This window comes from Psychrobacillus sp. FSL K6-1415 (genome assembly GCF_038003185.1).
Lineage (GTDB): Bacteria > Bacillota > Bacilli > Bacillales_A > Planococcaceae > Psychrobacillus > Psychrobacillus psychrodurans.
In genome coordinates this window covers 1,730,765-1,748,828 of record NZ_JBBOOQ010000001.1, presented here as the reverse complement: position 1 = coordinate 1,748,828, position 18,064 = coordinate 1,730,765, and the positions used below count along the sequence as shown (strand labels likewise).

General features: G+C 35.4%; 18 protein-coding genes. 2 read left to right on the top strand and 16 right to left on the bottom strand.

Features of this window, described 5'->3' with window-relative positions; translation table 11 throughout:
* Positions 1–48 precede the first annotated feature (48 nt).
* Together scpB and MKY60_RS08125 are read right to left on the bottom strand one after the other, a co-directional pair.
* A complete protein-coding gene (scpB, locus tag MKY60_RS08130) occupies positions 49–615 on the bottom strand; it encodes an SMC-Scp complex subunit ScpB (RefSeq protein WP_093494857.1) in 567 nt (188 codons plus the stop codon).
* Positions 608–1,387 carry a segregation/condensation protein A gene (locus MKY60_RS08125; RefSeq protein ID WP_093494628.1) on the bottom strand — a complete coding sequence of 260 codons (780 nt, stop codon included), beginning with the start codon at positions 1,385–1,387 and terminating at the stop codon, positions 608–610. Before MKY60_RS08125 ends, scpB begins: the two co-directional genes overlap by 8 nt.
* 54 nt (positions 1,388–1,441) lie before the next feature.
* Here MKY60_RS08125 and MKY60_RS08120 point away from each other — a divergent pair, with 54 nt between their 5' ends.
* Positions 1,442–1,945 carry a DUF309 domain-containing protein gene (locus MKY60_RS08120; RefSeq protein WP_241598788.1) on the top strand — a complete coding sequence of 168 codons (504 nt, stop codon included), beginning with the start codon at positions 1,442–1,444 and terminating at the stop codon, positions 1,943–1,945.
* Positions 1,946–1,953: 8 nt separating this feature from the next.
* Here the strand turns inward: MKY60_RS08120 and MKY60_RS08115 are convergent, their stop codons facing one another.
* From MKY60_RS08115 to MKY60_RS08060, 12 genes are all read right to left on the bottom strand, one after another.
* Complete coding sequence (locus MKY60_RS08115; protein ID WP_241598787.1) at positions 1,954–2,313, bottom strand: GNAT family N-acetyltransferase; 360 nt, start codon at positions 2,311–2,313, stop codon at positions 1,954–1,956.
* 306 nt (positions 2,314–2,619) lie between these two features.
* On the bottom strand, positions 2,620–3,936 hold the full coding sequence (gene lysA, locus MKY60_RS08110) for a diaminopimelate decarboxylase (protein WP_241598786.1): 1,317 nt from the start codon (positions 3,934–3,936) through the stop codon (positions 2,620–2,622).
* A 68-nt stretch (positions 3,937–4,004) separates the two neighbouring features.
* The gene (locus MKY60_RS08105; RefSeq protein WP_245402472.1) at positions 4,005–5,435 is read right to left on the bottom strand and encodes a spore germination protein; all 1,431 of its coding nucleotides are present in this window, start codon (positions 5,433–5,435) and stop codon (positions 4,005–4,007) included.
* Positions 5,436–5,449: 14 nt separating this feature from the next.
* Entirely contained in the window at positions 5,450–6,232 is a 783-nt protein-coding gene (locus MKY60_RS08100) for a SigF/SigG family RNA polymerase sporulation sigma factor (protein WP_090561857.1), read from the bottom strand.
* Entirely contained in the window at positions 6,232–6,678 is a 447-nt protein-coding gene (gene spoIIAB / locus MKY60_RS08095) for an anti-sigma F factor (protein ID WP_090561859.1), read from the bottom strand. Before spoIIAB ends, MKY60_RS08100 begins: the two co-directional genes overlap by 1 nt.
* Positions 6,668–7,024: an STAS domain-containing protein gene (locus tag MKY60_RS08090; RefSeq protein ID WP_090561861.1), complete on the bottom strand. Its 357-nt coding sequence runs from the start codon at positions 7,022–7,024 to the stop codon at positions 6,668–6,670. Before MKY60_RS08090 ends, spoIIAB begins: the two co-directional genes overlap by 11 nt.
* Before the next feature lie 1,868 nt (positions 7,025–8,892).
* The gene (locus MKY60_RS08085) at positions 8,893–10,182 is read right to left on the bottom strand and encodes a thymidine phosphorylase (RefSeq protein ID WP_340929453.1); all 1,290 of its coding nucleotides are present in this window, start codon (positions 10,180–10,182) and stop codon (positions 8,893–8,895) included.
* Positions 10,183–10,279: 97 nt separating this feature from the next.
* Positions 10,280–11,458 carry a phosphopentomutase gene (gene deoB / locus MKY60_RS08080; protein ID WP_241598784.1) on the bottom strand — a complete coding sequence of 393 codons (1,179 nt, stop codon included), beginning with the start codon at positions 11,456–11,458 and terminating at the stop codon, positions 10,280–10,282.
* Between the two features lie 72 nt (positions 11,459–11,530).
* Positions 11,531–12,430 (bottom strand): site-specific tyrosine recombinase XerD, encoded by a 900-nt coding sequence (gene xerD / locus MKY60_RS08075; RefSeq protein WP_340879458.1) that lies wholly within the window; start codon positions 12,428–12,430, stop codon positions 11,531–11,533.
* A 229-nt stretch (positions 12,431–12,659) separates the two neighbouring features.
* Complete coding sequence (gene fur, locus MKY60_RS08070) at positions 12,660–13,103, bottom strand: ferric iron uptake transcriptional regulator (protein ID WP_090561869.1); 444 nt, start codon at positions 13,101–13,103, stop codon at positions 12,660–12,662.
* Positions 13,104–13,188: 85 nt separating this feature from the next.
* Positions 13,189–13,656: a hypothetical protein gene (locus tag MKY60_RS08065; protein ID WP_090561871.1), complete on the bottom strand. Its 468-nt coding sequence runs from the start codon at positions 13,654–13,656 to the stop codon at positions 13,189–13,191.
* Between the two features lie 50 nt (positions 13,657–13,706).
* On the bottom strand, positions 13,707–14,255 hold the full coding sequence (locus MKY60_RS08060) for an NUDIX hydrolase (protein WP_093494620.1): 549 nt from the start codon (positions 14,253–14,255) through the stop codon (positions 13,707–13,709).
* Positions 14,256–14,343: 88 nt separating this feature from the next.
* Between MKY60_RS08060 and MKY60_RS08055 the strand changes: the two genes are divergently transcribed.
* Complete coding sequence (locus MKY60_RS08055) at positions 14,344–15,246, top strand: aldo/keto reductase (protein ID WP_241598782.1); 903 nt, start codon at positions 14,344–14,346, stop codon at positions 15,244–15,246.
* A gap of 196 nt (positions 15,247–15,442) precedes the next feature.
* On the opposite strand, the gene MKY60_RS08050 is transcribed toward MKY60_RS08055, so the two are convergent.
* Together MKY60_RS08050 and MKY60_RS08045 are read right to left on the bottom strand one after the other, a co-directional pair.
* Positions 15,443–17,566, bottom strand: coding sequence for an ATP-dependent Clp protease ATP-binding subunit (locus MKY60_RS08050; protein WP_241598781.1), 2,124 nt, complete (start codon positions 17,564–17,566; stop codon positions 15,443–15,445).
* Positions 17,567–17,797: 231 nt separating this feature from the next.
* Entirely contained in the window at positions 17,798–18,061 is a 264-nt protein-coding gene (locus MKY60_RS08045; protein WP_416235926.1) for a DUF3886 domain-containing protein, read from the bottom strand.
* Between the last annotated feature and the right edge of the window lie 3 nt (positions 18,062–18,064).

Below are 18,064 nucleotides of genomic sequence, written 5' to 3'. Positions count from 1 at the left end.
AAAATACCATTTTTTTAAAAATGAATCATACTCCTCATTCAATTATTTCTACCCTTCAAAGGTCTCTTGAAATTTCGTCATAAATAAATCTGTGTCTTCCATTTCATCAACAGACAAATCTTCTGGTAGTGGTGGAAGTGCTTTAATATCTTTTAACCCAAAGTATTGAAGAAATTCAGTTGTCGTTCCATATAAAATAGCCCGACCTGTCCCTTCTGCACGGCCTATTTCTTGTATTAGACCTTTAGCAGAAAGAGTATGAATTGGTCGCTCTGACTTGACCCCACGAATTTCTTCAATCTCTACTCTCGTAATAGGTTGCTTATAAGCAACAATTGCTAGAACTTCAAGAGATGCCTGCGACAATGACTGATTTGTTGGATTCTCTACTAGTCTCTGAATACTATCTATATTTTCTTGCTTCGTAACTAATTGATAGGTTCCTGCTAATTGTTTTATCTCAATTCCCCTAGTGTGATTCGTTTTATATTCCTGTATCATTTCCTGGAGGATCGCTTCTATTTCCTCATCTGCCGAACTAGTTAGGAAAGCTAATTGTTTTTTAGTTAGACCATCCTCTCCACTTACAAATAATAGACTTTCTATATTACTCATCAATTTCATCTTGGAATTCACTTTCTATATCTTCCTTTCGCAAATGCACAAACAAATCTTCAAAATTACTTTTTTGTTCTACATGTATAATCTGACGTTTCATCAGTTCAAGTAGAGATAAAAAAGTAGTAACGATCGAGGTCTTATCTCTTGTAGGGAATAAATCGTAAAATGATAATTTCCCTCCTCCCTTTTTCAAAACCTCAATAACATTTTTCATCTGAGCTTTAATCGATATTTCTTGTTTACTTATTCGTGTATTAAGAGGTGCATTTATTTGTTTTCTTCGCAACATTTTTTGAAAAGCACCGAGCATATCGTACACATTTGCGTCTAATTCAAGTAATTCTAATTGTTTACTAGTTTGGTATTCACTTAAATCTGTTGGTGGCCTAGAATAATAGAGTGAACGTGTCTCCTCCATCTCATGCAAGTTTTCTGCTGCTTCTTTATACTTCTTATATTCTATTAATCTTAGTACAAGTTCATCCCTTGGATCTTGTAAATCCATATCGAAATCATCGTCCATGTCATCGTCTTGGTGAATTGGCAATAACATTTTACTTTTAATCGATAGTAAAGTTGCAGCCATTACTAAGTATTCACTTGCTTCATTGAGTTCTAGAACACGCATTGCGTGAACATGCTCCATGTACTGCTCTGTGATTTCCGCCATTTTTATATCGTATATATCTATTTCCAAACGATTTATTAAATGTAATAATAAATCTAGAGGTCCTTCAAACGCTTCTGTTTTTACTTCGTAAGTCATAAAACTCCACCTATTATCGGTTTTTAACATTATTATAGAGGAAAGGTGATTGTATTGCACCCTACATTTCATACTAGTTTTGTCGCATTTCTAAAACATTTCAATGAAACCTTCGATTATTTTGAGTGTCACGAGTTATTGGAAGACTATTGGAAGGAAGTTTCTCCAAGGCATAAAAATCATGCGTTAACTGCTCTAATCTTGTTAGCAACTTCTATGTATCACTGGCGTCGCGGAAATCTAACGGGAGCTATTAAAACGATGAGAACAAGTATTAAAAGAATGGAAATAACGAAGAATTCTCCTTTCTTTGAAAACCTAAATTTCCAAAAATTAACAAAAAATATGACAAATGCACTCGAATTAATGACTAGTAGCCAAAAGTTTCAAGGATTTACTATTGAGATAACTAATCCTAGTCTACAGACGCAAGTAAGTCGCGTCCATTTAGAAACGAATGAGGACATACATTTTCTTATTCATAAACATATGCTTCGAGATCGTTCAGAAATACTGGAGGAACGAGAAAGAGAGAAAAAAAAGAGAGATGACTTATAAAATTAAAGTCAGTCCTCTTCTTTTTTTGTTTGGCATTTAGTATAAAATGGTTCTACATCCTCAGATGGCTTTATGGAATTAGTTTGTAAAACGGCTGGAATTTTTTCCAACATTTTTTCACCGAGACCTTCACCGCGATGTGAAGGGTTGACTGAAAGATGTTGAATTACTGCTTCAGTTCCTTCCATTCGTACTCCTATTAATCCTACTAAGTCGTCCTCTTTCTTCCAAAGAAACAAATGCCACTCTGGATTTGTCTCATACTCATGAATTGTTTCTAATAGTTTTTTTACGTCTTTTTCATGAGGCATAAAGGAAAGTAACCCCATTGAAATTTTTTCAAATGTTTTTTTATAGCGAAGTAGCATAATTAAAACCCTCTTTTAATTTCTTGGCTTGTTTATTCATTCATTATTGATATTATACATACGAATATACAACTTTAATTTAAGACCCTTACAAATGTAATTTAGTTCGTAAATCTATAAACGTATCATACTCAACACTAAATTTAACATAGTCCAATTTCTTAAAATATCTGTATTATCGCACCTTAACTTACCATATTTACAAATTCGCATTTGGTGCTATAAATAACCAGTATATGACACCCCATACTATTCCAACAATAAAAATCATTAGAAATAGCATTACGTTAGCCTTTTTCATCTTGTTCACTCCTTCTCCATTGTTAAAGGAAGGTCAAGATGTATGAGGTCTTCCAACGTCTCTCTTTTAACAGCTAATTGATGTTTACCATTTTCTACAAATACAACCGCTGGTTTCGTTAAACGATTATAATTACTAGCCATGGAATAACCATAAGCGCCTGTGCAGAACATCGCAAGAATATCTCCTGGCTCAGCTACAGGTAATTGTATATTTTCGATTAGCTTATCACCAGACTCACAACATTTACCAGCAATTGTATAATTATTTGTTAACTGTTCGTCCATTTTGTTTGCAATAACTGCATCATATTCAGCTCCGTATAATGCAGGTCTGATATTGTCGGACATACCTCCATCAACCGCTAAATAATTTCGAACATCTGGTACAATTTTTTCAGATCCGACAGTATATAACGTAGTTCCTGCATCACCAACTAATGATCTACCCGGTTCTATCCAAATTTCTGGCATTTTAAAAGAAGAATTATGCACGAGCTCTTTTACAATTTGTATCATTTCTTTTACATATACAGCTGGTTCAAGCGGAGCATCCTCATCTGTATATTTTATACCGAAGCCACCGCCTAGATTTAATACACCGCATAAGAAGTTATAATCCGTATACCACTCTATCATTTTAGTAATTAGCTTCTCAGCAGCCACCTTAAAACCAGTCGTGTCAAATATTTGAGAGCCAATATGACAATGCAAACCAAGCAACTGGATATATTCATCCTGATATACATCCAGAAATGCTTGGTCAGCTTGTCCATTCAACAGATCAAACCCAAATTTAGAATCTTGTTGACCAGTTGTAATATAATCATGCGTATGGGCTTCGACACCAGGTGTTACCCTTAACAAAACATTAACTTTTTTCTTGGTTTTTTCAGTAAGTATCTTTAATAATTCTATTTCATAAAAATTATCGACAACTATACAACCAATATTATGCTCAAGAGCTAATAATAATTCTTCTTTACTTTTATTATTTCCATGAAAATGAATTCTTTCTACTGGATATCCTGCTTGAATCGCAGTATACAATTCTCCAGCAGATACCACATCTAATGATAAGTTTTCTTGTTTCATCAATTGATACATTGCAACACTTGAAAAAGCTTTACTCGCATAAGCAACTTGTGCCGATATATGTTGATCTCGGAATGTCTGGATGAATGCATGTGCTCGTTCTCTAATTAGAGACAGATCGTACACAAACAATGGTGTTCCATATGTTTTTGCAAGCTCTAAGCTATCTATTCCACCAATCATTAAGTGACCTTTTTCGTTTACAGCATGCCGTGAAACTAGCACCATTTAGTTCGCCTCTTTTCCCTATATCTATTAAAACTTTATCACAATAGATAAGGAAATGGCAATGCACATTATGAACGTTTACGATCTGGTGATCGTGTTATAAATGGTCGTTTCGCATCATCAGGCATTGGAAACCTAATGATCAAACGCATAAATGCCCTTGGAAAAAAAGGTTGAAGTGGCCATAAATAAGGCACATTTAAAGGTTTAACAGAACATACGTACCAAAGCAAAGCTAAAGAAGCTACAAAAAATCCACTCGGTCCAAATAACGCAGTACTCAACAGAATAATCGTCCTAAATATTTTTGTTGTAATACTAAGCTCATATGAGGGAATAGAAAAAGTGAATATCGCTGTTATAGCTGTATATAAAATAACCTCTGGCACAAAAATTCCTACATCAACAGCCATTTGTCCAATAACTAACGCAGCTATAATCCCCATCGCAGTTGAAAGCGGAGTAGGAGTATGAATAGCAGCAAGCCTTAAAAATTCTATCCCAATATCTGCAAATAGAAGCTGTAATAACAGCGGTATTTCAGTGGATTCTTTCGGTCCAATGAATTCAAGAGCCTTTGGTAAAAACTCTGGATGTACTGATAATAAATACCAAAATGGTAAAAGAAATAAACTTAGAAGAACCCCTACAAATCGAATCCACCTAACCACTGTACCAATTGCTGGTGCTTGCCTGTATTCCTCAGCATGTTGTAGGTGGTGAAAAAGGGTCGTAGGTACTATAACTACGGATGGAGATGTATCTACTACTATTATTATATGTCCTTCTAGTAAATGCGCTGCTGCTATATCTGGCCTTTCTGTAAATCGTACAAAAGGCAAAGGGTGAAAACCTTGTTTAAATAGCCATTCCTCTAATGCTTTGTCCGTCATAGTAATTCCATCATGTTTTATTTGCTTTAATCGATCTCGAATTTGAGTAAGATTATCTTCATTAGCAATATCTTTAATATAAGTTATTGCAATATCAGTTTGACCTAACTCCGTAATTTGGTGTAGCTCAAAGCGCAAATTGGTATCCCGAATCCTTCTTCTAATGAGTGCTGTGTTTTGGATTATGTTTTCTGTAAATCCATCCCTTGAGCCTCTTACAACCTTCTCATTATCAGGTTCTTCAGGTGATCTTCCAGGGTATGAACGAACATCTATTGTATATACTGAACCATTTGTTAATATAAAAGTTACTTGTCCACTCAAAAGTGCAGCAAGCCATTTTTCCTTGGAATCATATTGCGTAATAGAGTAATACGGTAAATAATGCTCAATGATATCATTTTCGCTTATTGTTTTATCTGTAATTTTCATTTGGGTGTTCGTTAATAATTGTGTAATTACTAGGCCATCAATCAGTCCAGTAATAAATACGAGTAGTACAGGAAATTCATATAAATGGGTATGTAAAATTCCCACATCAAAAGACTCGTTTTCACCGAACTTTTCTTTTAAATATAATTCTGCTTCATCCTTACTAGTAAACAAAGGTTTCGTTTCAATCACCTATCTTTTGCATTTGTATTCGTATGACCTACTGGTACTAGCCAGGTTTTTAATTGAGTTAATATTTTCTTCTCTAGTCTCGACACTTGTACTTGGGAAATTCCTAATCGTTCAGCAATGTCACTTTGTGTACAATCAAGATAATAGCGTAAATAGATAATCATTTGCTCTCGTTTTTCCAGTTTTTCTACTAGCTCACGTAACGGAATATGCTCAAATGGTTTCTCGGAACGCTCGTCCTTCATTTGATCCATTAACGTTAGTGCATCCCCGCTATCATTTTCATAAAGCTGCTCCTGTAACGATGCCGGATCACGAAGAGCATCTGTGGCCATAACTATTTCTTCTCGTGAAACCTCTAAAATATGCGCAAGCTCCAAAATAGTTGGTTGACGCTCAAACGTTTTTAAAAAGTCATCCGTAGCATGACGAATTTTAAAATTTAACTCCCGAATCGAGCGACTGATTTTCACCATTCCATCATCTCTTAAAAACCGCTGAATCTCCCCTATAATCATAGGAACCGCATACGTTGAAAACTTCACTTCATAGGACAAATCAAATTTATCTACCGATTTCATCAAGCCGATACAGCCGATTTGAAACAAATCCTCTAGATCTGCTCCTCTTGATGCAAACCTTTGGACAATAGACCATACAAGCCTAGTATTACCCTCAATCATTTGCTGCCTTGCTAATTTATCACCAGTCTGTGATAGTGCTATGAGCTCTCTCATTTTTTCTTGAGTTAGTAAAGTAGACGGTTTTTTATTTATCATTAGACGATCCTACAAGATTCCTGGATTGGTACAAATTGCTTTGTTATTGTTACAGTCGTCCCCCTATCAGGAATGGAGTAAATCTCAACTCCGTCACTAAAGCTTTCCATAATTGTAAAGCCCATTCCCGAACGTTCCTGCTCAGGCTTTGTCGTAAATAGTGGTTCACGAGCTTGATTTACATCACGTATTCCACGGCCATAATCTACTATAGAAACGATAATTTCTCTATCTACTCTTTGTGCATGCAATTCAATTTTTCCGATACCATCTTCTTCATAACCATGAACGATAGCATTCGTTACAGCTTCGGAGATGACTGTTTTAAATTCAGATAACTCTTCAATTGTCGGATCAATCGTTGCGATAAAACTAGACATAACCATTCTAGCTAATGCCTCATTCTCACTTTTAGCGATAAAAGATAATGTGATCTCATTGTCCATAAACTATTCCCCCTAACTTAGACATTATTTCAATTTCGGATTCGCTATAGATATAAGGGCTTAAACCTGCAAACTGAAAAATTTTACGCATTGTTGGTGACGGATTTACAATAATTGTTTGTCCATCTATCGGAGCAAGCTCTCTCATTCTGCCTAAAATTAACCCTATCCCCGAGCTATCCATAAAATTCAAATCTTTCAAATTCCAAACTATTACTTTAATAGACCCGTTTTTTATCATTGGAACTATCTCATTTCTGATATCATTTGTACTGTGATGATCTAATTCACCTTTTAATCGAATAATAATAATTTCGTCTCCTACTTTTTCTACTTCATGAATCATACAATCGCCTCCTTAGATAGCGCTATTCCACATGTTCCTTGAAAACTCCTTGCGCTTGACAAAAGTAGAAGAAATCATCTCTTATTAGTCGATTTTCGACAGAGGGTGGTCATTTAAAGTATGGGAACATATTCTTTTTTTTAATCAAAAAATAGGCATCTCGCAAAAGTTTTTAAAAACCTCAGCGAGATGCCTATTTTGAATGTTTTAAACTGAAAAAAAACCCCTGTTTCGCAAGTAAATGTCACCCTAATGCAAGTAAGTAGACATGGAGACCAAGTAAACGAAATAATTGTATCTTCACTTAGTTGTTTCTTTGGAAAAATAATCCACTTCGCAAGTAATTGTCCCTCATGAGCAATTAAAACTACTGCACCCGCAAGTAAACAGCCACGGAGAGCAAGTATTCAAAACGGAACGCAAGTAAATAGCATGCGAGTGCAAGTAAATGAAATAATTGTATATCTCCACTTTGTTGAGACATTGGAAAAATAATCCACTTCGCAAGTAATTGTCCCTCATGTGCAAGTAAAACTACTGCACCCGCAAGTAAACAGCCACGGAGAACAAGTATTCAAAACGAAACGCAAGTAAATAGCATGCGAGTGCAAGTAAATGAAATAATTGTATATCTCCACTTTGTTGAGACATTGGAAAAATAATCCACCTCGCAAGTAAATGTCCCTCATGAGCAATTAAAACTACTGCACCCGCAAGTAAACAGCCACGGAGAGCAAGTATTCAAAACGAAACGCAAGTAAATAGCATGCGAGTGCAAGTAAATGAAATAATTGTATATCTTCACTTTCTTTGGAAAAATAATCCACTTCGCAAGTAATTGTCCCTCATGAGCAAGTAAAACTACTGCACCCGCAAGTAAACAGCCACGGAGAGCAAGTATTCAAAACGGGACGCAAGTAAATAGCATGCGAGAGCAAGTAAATGAAATAATTGTATATCTTCACTTAGTTGATTCTTTGGAAAAATAATCCACTTCGCAAGTAATTGTCCCTCATGAGCAAGTAAAACTACTGCACCCGCAAGTAAATAGCCAAGGAGAGCAAGTATTCAAAACGGAACGCAAGTAAATGAAATAATTGTATCTCCACTTTGTTGAGACATTGGAAAAATAATCCACTTCGCAAGTAATTGTCCCTAATGTGCAAGTAAAACTACTGCACCCGCAAGTAAACAGCCACGGAGAGCAAGTATTCAAAACGGAACGCAAGTAAAAAGCATGCAAGAGCAAGTAAATGAAATAATTGTATCTCCACTTTGTTGAGACATAGGAAAAATAATCCACTTCGCAAGTAATTGTCCCTCATGAGCAAGTAAAACTACTGAACCCGCAAGTAAACAGCCACAGAGAGCAAGTATTTAAAACGGGACGCAAGTAAATAATGCGAGTGCAAGTAAATGAAATAATTGTATCTCCACTTTGTTGAGACATTGGAAAAATAATCCATTTCGCAAGTTATTGTCCCTCATGAGCAAGTAAAACTACTGCACCCGCAAGTAAACAGCCACGAAGAGCAAGTATTTAAAACGGGACGCAAGTAAATAGCATGCGAGAGCAAGTAAACGAAATAATTGTATACCTTCACTTAGTTGATTCTTTGGAAAAATAATCCACTTCGCAAGTAATTGTCCCTCTTGAGCAAGTAAAACTACTGCAGCCGCAAGTAAATAGCACACGAGAGCAAGTAAACGAAATAATTGTATATCTCGTTGGATCCTTCAAATTTTAAAAAAGTGATCTAGTTAACTTATCTTTGTATTATTTATTTTTACACTTCTACAAAATAAAAAGTTGGTAAGCTAAATCCAATTAGCTAACCAACTTTTTCTTTATATTGTATAGAATTATTTTACATTATTTTCAAGATAGAATTATTTTTGACTGGTTCATCTTCAATAATTTTATATGCTTCTTCAATCAATTTAATTGATTCCGCTACATCATCTTTGTTTGAATATAGAATAGCTAATGTATCACCTTTTTGAACTTCTTGACCTGTTAATGATACCAGTTTAACTCCTGCATCAAAATCAAGGGTGTCCACTTTTGTTAAACGACCTGCACCTACTAATAGAGAAGCCATCCCAATCAATTCAGCATCAATTAAATTGATATAACCATCTTTTACAGCTTTTACTTCAATCGTATGCTTAGTAGCTTTCGGATTAATATCAGAAGCATCTCCGCCTTGAGCAGTTATAAACTCTTTGAATTTTTCCAATGCAGCACCATTTGTAAGTGTTTCTATTACTTGTTTTTGTGCTTCATCTTCACTTACTCCAGTAGCTAATTGATACATTTTTGAAGATATAGCTATTGTAACTTCTAATAAGCCTTGCTCACTATCTTTATAGTTTCTAAGGAAATCATGTGCTTCTGCAACTTCTAATTTATTACCAATGTTATGACCTAAAGGTTGGTTCATATCAGTAATAACAACTGATACTTTTCTACCTAAACTTTCTCCAATGCTAATCATAGTAGAAGCCAATTCTGTAGCATGATTTAAATCCTTCATGAAAGCACCTTTACCACATTTTACATCTAGTACAATGCCGTCTGCACCACTAGCAATTTTCTTACTCATAATTGAAGAAGCAATTAACGGGATTGAGTCCACAGTACCTGTTACATCTCTTAAGGCATATAACTTTTTATCAGCTGGAGTTAAATTACCAGATTGACCAACTATCGCAATTTTATGTTCATTTACTTGCTTTATGAATTGATCAGAAGTTAATTCAACATTAAAACCTTCTATAGATTCTAATTTGTCTACAGTACCACCTGTGATACCTAATCCTCTTCCACTCATTTTTGCAATGGGAATGTTTAATGATGCTAAAATCGGTGCAACAAGAAGACTAATTTTGTCTCCTATTCCTCCTGTTGAGTGCTTATCAACTTTGAATCCTTCAATAGAAGATAAGTCAATAACATCACCTGATTCAACTATAGATTTTGTTAACCATGATGTTTCATCTTTATTCATTCCATTTATTAAGATTGCCATCAACATGGAACTCATTTGATAGTCTGGAATTTCATCATTTGTATACTTATTAATCATATATTGTATTTCTTCTTCGGTTAATGAATTGTTTCTTTTTTTCTTATCGATTAAATTAAGCATATTCATATTAAATAATCTCCTTACACATCTCTTTTATTTTTACAGGCGTCCACCTGGAGTGGAATTTTACTACCCTTATGAAATTAATTCATATAAATATGGATTATTTTAATAGAGAAAGAAAACTCTCTCCGAATTCTGTAGTCGATACACCAAAGTTTTCACTAATCGTTGCTCCAATGTCGGCAAATGTATTACGTAGTGGTAACTCTGTTATTTCCTTAAATTTTGGTGAGTATACAATTAACGGAACATATTCTCGCGTATGATCTGTTCCTGGCATAGTTGGATCATTTCCATGGTCTGCCGTAATTATCAACAAATCTTCCTCTGTTAACTTTGGAAATACTTCTTTTAAACGTACGTCGAATTCTTCTAAAGCTTTACCATAGCCTAATGGATCGCGGCGATGACCAAATAATGCATCAAAATCAACTAGATTTAAGAAACTGATTCCTTTAAAGTCTTTATCCAGTGTAGCGATGAATTTATCCATCCCATCCATATTATCTGTTGTTCTTTCCGTAGAAGTGATGCCTTCACCATTATAAATATCGTTAATTTTACCAATTGCGATTACATCTAGTCCCTCGTCACTCAGTTCGTTCATCGCTGTACGACCAAAAGGTTTTAACGCGTAATCATGGCGATTTGATGTACGAACAAATTTACCCGATCCTCCGATAAAAGGACGAGCAATTATACGACCTACTAAAAATTCCTCCGACAAAGTTAATTCACGTGCAATTTCACAAATACGATACAATTCTTCTAACGGAATTATTTCTTCATGTGCTGCGATCTGTAGCACAGGGTCAGCAGATGTGTATACAATTATGGCACCAGTTTTCATATGCTCTTCGCCAAGCTCATCTAAAATTTCTGTTCCACTTGCCGGTTTGTTTCCAATTACTTTACGACCAGTTTTCTCCTCTAATTGGGAGATTAACTCCTGAGGAAATCCGTCTGGATATACTTTAAACGGTTTATCAATATTAAGACCCATGATTTCCCAATGACCAGTCATTGTATCCTTACCAACAGAGGCCTCCTGCATTTTACCAAAATAAGCGGTAGGCTGAGTCTGTCTAGCAATCCCTTGAATATCATCAATGTTACCAAGTCCAAGTTGTTCCATCTGAGGCATATGAAGTCCGTTCATTTTTTCTGCAATATGCCCAATTGTATGTGATCCTACGTCACCAAATACGTCGGCATCTGGTGCTTCTCCAATACCTACAGAATCCATTACAATAACATGTATGCGCTTAAATTTATTCATTTTATAACCTCCTACTATTTTCTTCTAGTTTACCAAAAAAAAACAAAATGTACAGGTCAGACCTCTGACAATTTATGCTCTAGGATGGAATTGTTTATAAACATCCTTTAAACGGCTTTTGCTAACATGGGTATAAATTTGAGTCGTAGAAATATCAGCATGTCCTAGCATCTCCTGAACAGCACGTAAATCCGCTCCATTTTCGATTAAATGTGTTGCGAATGAATGGCGAAGTACATGAGGTGTAATTTCTTTTGAAATCCCTGCTGTAGTAGCATGCTTATTTAATAACTTCCAAATTCCCTGTCTAGTTAGACGTTTTCCACGTTGATTAATAAAAATTGCTTCCGTTTTTTCGGACTTCAATAATTCTGGTCTTGCATTCTCTATATAAGTTACACATGCTCTAATGGCAGAACCACCTAAAGGTACAATTCGTTCTTTGCCACCTTTTCCAAATACACGAACAAATCCCATGGATAAATGAATATCTTCCAGATTTAAGTTCAAACACTCACTAATCCTCATACCACTAGCATACAAGAGTTCAAACATTGCTAAATCCCTTTGGCCCTGTGGTTTGGACTGATCAATACTATTTAATAGATTATTCAATTCCTCCACTGACAGATATGTAGGCAGTTTTTGTTCTAGTTGGGGCAAATCTAAATGGACAGAGGGATCTGTGTTCGCCACTTTCTCTCTTAATAAAAATTGATGAAAGGAACGTATAGAAGAAATATGCCTAGAAATGGTTCGAGCAGATTTTCCATTTTCTTTTAAACTTCGCAGATACAAAACAATATGCGTGCGTTCAATCTCATTTAGACTTTGTAGTTGCTGCACTTCAAATATATGATGTAAATAATCGGTTAAATCTTTTTTATAGGAGGTCAATGTATTACTCGCTAACTGGCGTTCAATCTGCAGGAAGTGCATATAATCCTCTAAATGTAGTATTCCATTATTCATGTTATTCACTCCTTTTGATAAGACAATCTAGGCAAATTTCGTAATGAAGTATTTGAAGTAAAATTGATTTCCATTCCTACTAACCTTTCATTCTTCGAAACTAGCGTAGCAATGTGAAAGCATTTACCGCTCCCACTGGAATCACTAGTTTGTGTGTAATTATATTGAAATAAATTATGCAATTGACTTAATCATTTAAAAAAAGGATAGCAATAAGCTATCCTTTTGTTTATTTATCCTCTTGGCAACGGTAGCATATACCGTGAAATGTTAGACGATGGTCTTTTATTCTAAAGTTCCACTTCTTTTCTACAATAGCTTCTACATCTTCTAACAAATCTTCTTGAATTTCATCTACAGCTCCACATTCAATACATACTAGATGATGATGAAAATGCGCTGCACCTTCTTGTCTTAAATCATAGCGAGATACGCCATCACCGAATTGAATTTTATCTACCACATTCAATTCGTTTAATAACTCAAGCGTTCTATAAACTGTTGCAAGTCCTATATCAGGTGATATTTCTCTAACTAGTAAAAATACATCTTCTGCACTTAAATGATCTTCTTCATTTTCAAGCAAAACTCGGACCGTCGCTTCTCGCTGCGGCGTCAGTTTATAGCTCGCACCAGATAATTGTTTTTTTATACGATCAATACGGCTTTCCATATGACGCCTCCTTAACTGAATCCATTATACCAATAATTGAATTCTCATTACAAGAGATTCACATAATAATAACTATTAATAAAAACTAATTATTAAATAATATAAATGGTATTAAGATGGATTCTATAATTATAACAATTATATAAAAGGATAGCGAAAAAATATTAATACGATTTGCTAAAGCTAATAACAAGACACAATACACTAGCTGAAATGGAAACCACCAAAACACATAAGGAAAAGTAGATTCCTGTGTTTGTAGTATATAACTCGAACAATATCCATAGAATGTAATCTTAAATGCACAAATAACTAAAATTAGCTTTCGTAAAAAAGGATGCTGATAAAACAAAAAAAACACAATGGCAAACATGAGGTGAGGAAAAATCGTTTCTAAAAAAGTAGGCTGTTCTATTAATAGAACGCGTGCATCCAAGAGATTAATAATCCATTGCTGCTGTTCTGCCGTACTTTTTTCAAATAATACTAAACCTCCGATAAAACTAACAACGAGTACACATAATGAGATGAAAATAGTATAAGTCTGGTTCAAATTGGAACACCCCCCTATCTACTTTCATCATATGCTTGTACTATCTTAAATCATGCTTCTTTAAAATAATCTTTCAACCAAATATATGCAAAGGCAGTTTTAGCATCATAGATTTGTTGCTTTTTTACCATTTCTTCCATCTCGGAAAGACTCACATGTAGTAATTCTACAAACTCATCTTCGTCCAAGCCTACTGGTTGCTCCAGCTTTTCAATATTCTCTGCAAAATATAGATGTATAATCTCATCAGCAAACCCTGGTGATGTGGCAAATGATTGAATGTATTGAAGTTTGTCCGTCGTATAGCCCGTCTCTTCTTCCAATTCACGCAGCGCAGTTATTTCGGGAACTTCATCAATCTCTATTTTTCCAGCGGGAATTTCAATAATTGATCGTTCTAAAGCTTTTCTATATTGTTCCACTAAAATTATTTTCATATCTTTTGTAACGGCTATGACCGCTACAGCACCAGGGTGTTTAACAATCTCTCTATTACTAGTTTTGCCATTTGGTAGTTCTACTTCATCTATCTGAAGAGATATTATTCTTCCTTTATATTTAACCTCAGATTGAATTGTTTTTTCTTCAAATTTTTTCATAACGAATCGTCCTCTCGTTTCTAGTGTTTCACTTTAGTTGAATCTATCTATTTGACATTGTACCATGTAGAAAAGGACGTGATGAAACTTGAAGAAAAGACAATTAGGTAAAAGTGATATATACGTATCTGAAATCGGACTAGGATGCATGTCACTTCCATCAGATCAAAAAGAAGCGGATAACATTATTCAAGTAGCACTAGAAAATGGTATTAATTATTTTGATACAGCAGATCTTTATAATAAAGGCGAAAATGAAAAGATTGTTGGTAATGCCCTTAAGAGCAATCGACAAAATGTTATATTAGCTACGAAGGTTGGAAATCGACTCAATAATTCTGGAGACGGTTGGTCATGGGATCCAACTAAGGAATGGATAACAGATGCAGTTCATGCCTCTTTAAAGCGACTTCAAACGGATTATATAGATGTATATCAGCTACATGGGGGCACGATGGAAGACAATGTAGACGAGGTTATAGACACAATGGAATCTCTTCAAAAAGAAGGGTTAATTCGTGAATATGGTATATCCTCTATTCGCCCAAATGTCATAGACCGATTTTTACGCAAAAGTAATGCCGTCTCTGTTATGATGCAATATAGCCTACTAGACAGAAGACCCGAAGAGTGGTTCTCCTTGCTAGAAGACCATCAAGCTTCACTGTTCACGCGAGGAACAGTTGCAAAAGGTTTACTTACAGCAGATGGTCTTAATCGTGCAATTAAAACAAAAGAATATCTTAGCTACACGCAGAAAGACTTAGTTGATACTATCGAAAAATTACAAATATTAGAAGCTCCGATTGCTTCTATTGCACTTCAATTCGTGTTACAAAGAAAAGTGACAGGTTCTCTGATCATTGGAGCTAGTAACTCGGAACAATTACTTGAATCGATCGAAGCTTATAAACAGCAAGTGCCAGACACCATTCTATTAAAAGCAACGGAAATAACAAAGCAAGAGTTGTATATGGAGCATAGAGTTTAAAGAAACCTTCATAATTAGGGAAGTGCTGATACAGGAATATCGCGGTTCGAGGGATCATGATAGCTTCCTATGATATGAAATTTTTAAGCCATGCTAAACGATGTAATATAGTAAGATATAAAGCCTAATACATCCTACTCTAGTAGTTACACGAAAAAACACCCCCTGAATAGTTTTCAGGGGGTGTTAAACATTTTTATACTTTGCGAACAACAATTTCATCATCCATAACATCTACATGGACCTTTTTAATCATTTCTTCCTCTAAAATAAGATCTGTTAATGGATCTTCAATTTTGTCTTGAATCACTCTGCGAAGCGGTCGAGCACCGAACCGTTTATCGTAACCTAATTTGACCAAGGTTAGTTTTGCTTCCGACGAAATCGTCATATCAATATTATTATCTGAAATTGTTACTAGTAAATCTCCAAGCATCAAGTCTACGATTTTTAGTAAATTTTCTTCTGTCAGTTCATTGAATGCGACAATAGCATCGAAACGGTTGAGAAATTCTGGTTTGAAATAAGCCCCTAGCATTTCAAGCATATTGATGGATTCATGTGCTGGTTGATTGAATCCTACACTTACTTTTTTGTCGCCTGTTCCAGCATTACTCGTCATTATTATGACCGTATCCTTGAAACTGACTGTACGGCCATGCGAATCCGTTAATCGACCATCTTCCATTATTTGCAGGAACATATTTTGTACGTCAGAATGTGCCTTTTCAATTTCATCCAACAATAAGATGGAATAAGGATTACGGCGAACATGTTCTGTCAGTTGACCTGCTTCCTCATGGCCTATATAACCTGGAGGAGAACCAATAATTTTAGACACCGAATGTTTCTCCATATATTCACTCATATCAAGACGAATTAACGTATCACGTGAACCAAATAATTCCTCTGCCAGCACTTTTGTAATCTCTGTCTTACCGACACCTGTTGGACCGACAAATAAGAAAGAACCAATAGGTCGATTTTTAGATTTTAGCCCTGCACGACTTCGACGGATCGCTTTGGCAATTTTATCGACCGCATCTTCTTGGCCAATTACTTTTTCACTAAGATTTTCTGCGATTCCTTTCATTTTTGCCTGTTCTGCAGATTGTAGTTTTGTCACAGGAATTCCAGTTTTTTCCTCTACTATTAATTCGATATCTGCTACCGTAACTTTTACTCGAGGTGTGTCCTCATTTTGTTTCAATTGCTCCAATTGTTTCCGCAACTGGATTTCCTCAAAGCGTAAATTTGCTGCTCTCTCGTAGTCTTCTTTTTCTGCGGCTTGATCTTTTTGCTGAATGACTTCGTTAAGACGTGTTTCGATTGACTCCGAATATGCTGACGTATGTGTCAGATTTAATCTTGCCCCCACTTCATCCATCAAGTCGATTGCTTTGTCTGGTAAAAATCTATCTTGAATATACCGTTGTGATAAATTAACAAAAGCATGGATCGTGTCTTCTGGATAGTGTACTTCATGGAATTTTTCATACCGATCCTTGATACCATTTAGAATGTGAATCGTATCTTCTGTAGATGATTCCTTTACAATAATTGGTTGAAAACGACGCTCAAGTGCAGCGTCTTTTTCAATTTGACGATATTCACTCAACGTCGTTGCACCAATAAGTTGCATTTCTCCACGCGCTAAAGCAGGCTTCAAAATATTACCGGCATCCATTTTTGACCCTTCAGCCGTGCCTGCCCCAACTAGTAAGTGAATTTCATCAACAAATAAAATCACGTCTTTCCGTGTTTGAAGTTCCTCGATTAATTGTTTCATTCGTTCTTCGAATTGCCCTCGAATACCGGTGTTCGTTACGAGTGAAGCGACATCTAATAAGTACACTTGTTTGTTCATTAATTTCACAGGTACATCGCCTTCATGGATTTTTACTGCAAGTCCTTCGGCAATGGCAGTTTTACCAACACCTGGTTCCCCAATTAGAACGGGATTATTTTTATTTCTTCGATTTAACGTTTCGATGACACGTTTTACTTCTTGATCACGTCCAATTACCGGATCAATCCGCCCATCTTTAGCATCGTTGGATAGGTTTTTACCAAGTTGATCTAACAAACTATTGCCATGAGATTCTTCAAAATGTTTCGTTTGTGTTCGTGCCTGTTGGCTCCCATTCGATTGGAAAAAATGTTCTGCATTATCACCAAATGACGGTATTTTTCCTGCAGTCAATTGTCCTTGAATATCTTGAAAACATATGTGGCATAAGTTCATTTGCATTCCTTGATGATTCAACTGCACTTTCAGGCTCATCGTTGCATCATTTTTACTACAATGTTGACACTTCATATTTATTTCCTCCTATATTTAACTATTTGACTTTGACTATATTTAACCTTTGAGATTAGTATACACTGACCTTTTTTGACTTTCAAATAAGATGCTTAGCTTTTGAATCTATTTTGCTGACTCTTATCAGACAGAGTTGTTTCGCTAAAAACTATGTAATGAATATAATTATCAATCAAAAAAACAGTTTAGCAATCCATTTATTGGATTACTAAACTGTTTCTAATTCACCTAAAACTTAGAGCCACCAAAGCCATATTCATCTAGTAGTTCTTCAAACGATTTGTTTTTTTCTTTTTCTTTCTTTTCGAAAGCGAGTTGTGCTTGTCTTTCTTCCTCTTTCTCCTGTTCAGCAGTTACTAATTGTTTCTTCGTTTCTTTAAGTTTTGCTAGAACGTCAGAAGAAAGTTGGTCAGACAATGAATTCCCTTCATCCAATTGCTTAGCAGGCTTTACCTGTTGTTGTCTTTGTTTTTTCTTAGCCAATATGTTCACCTT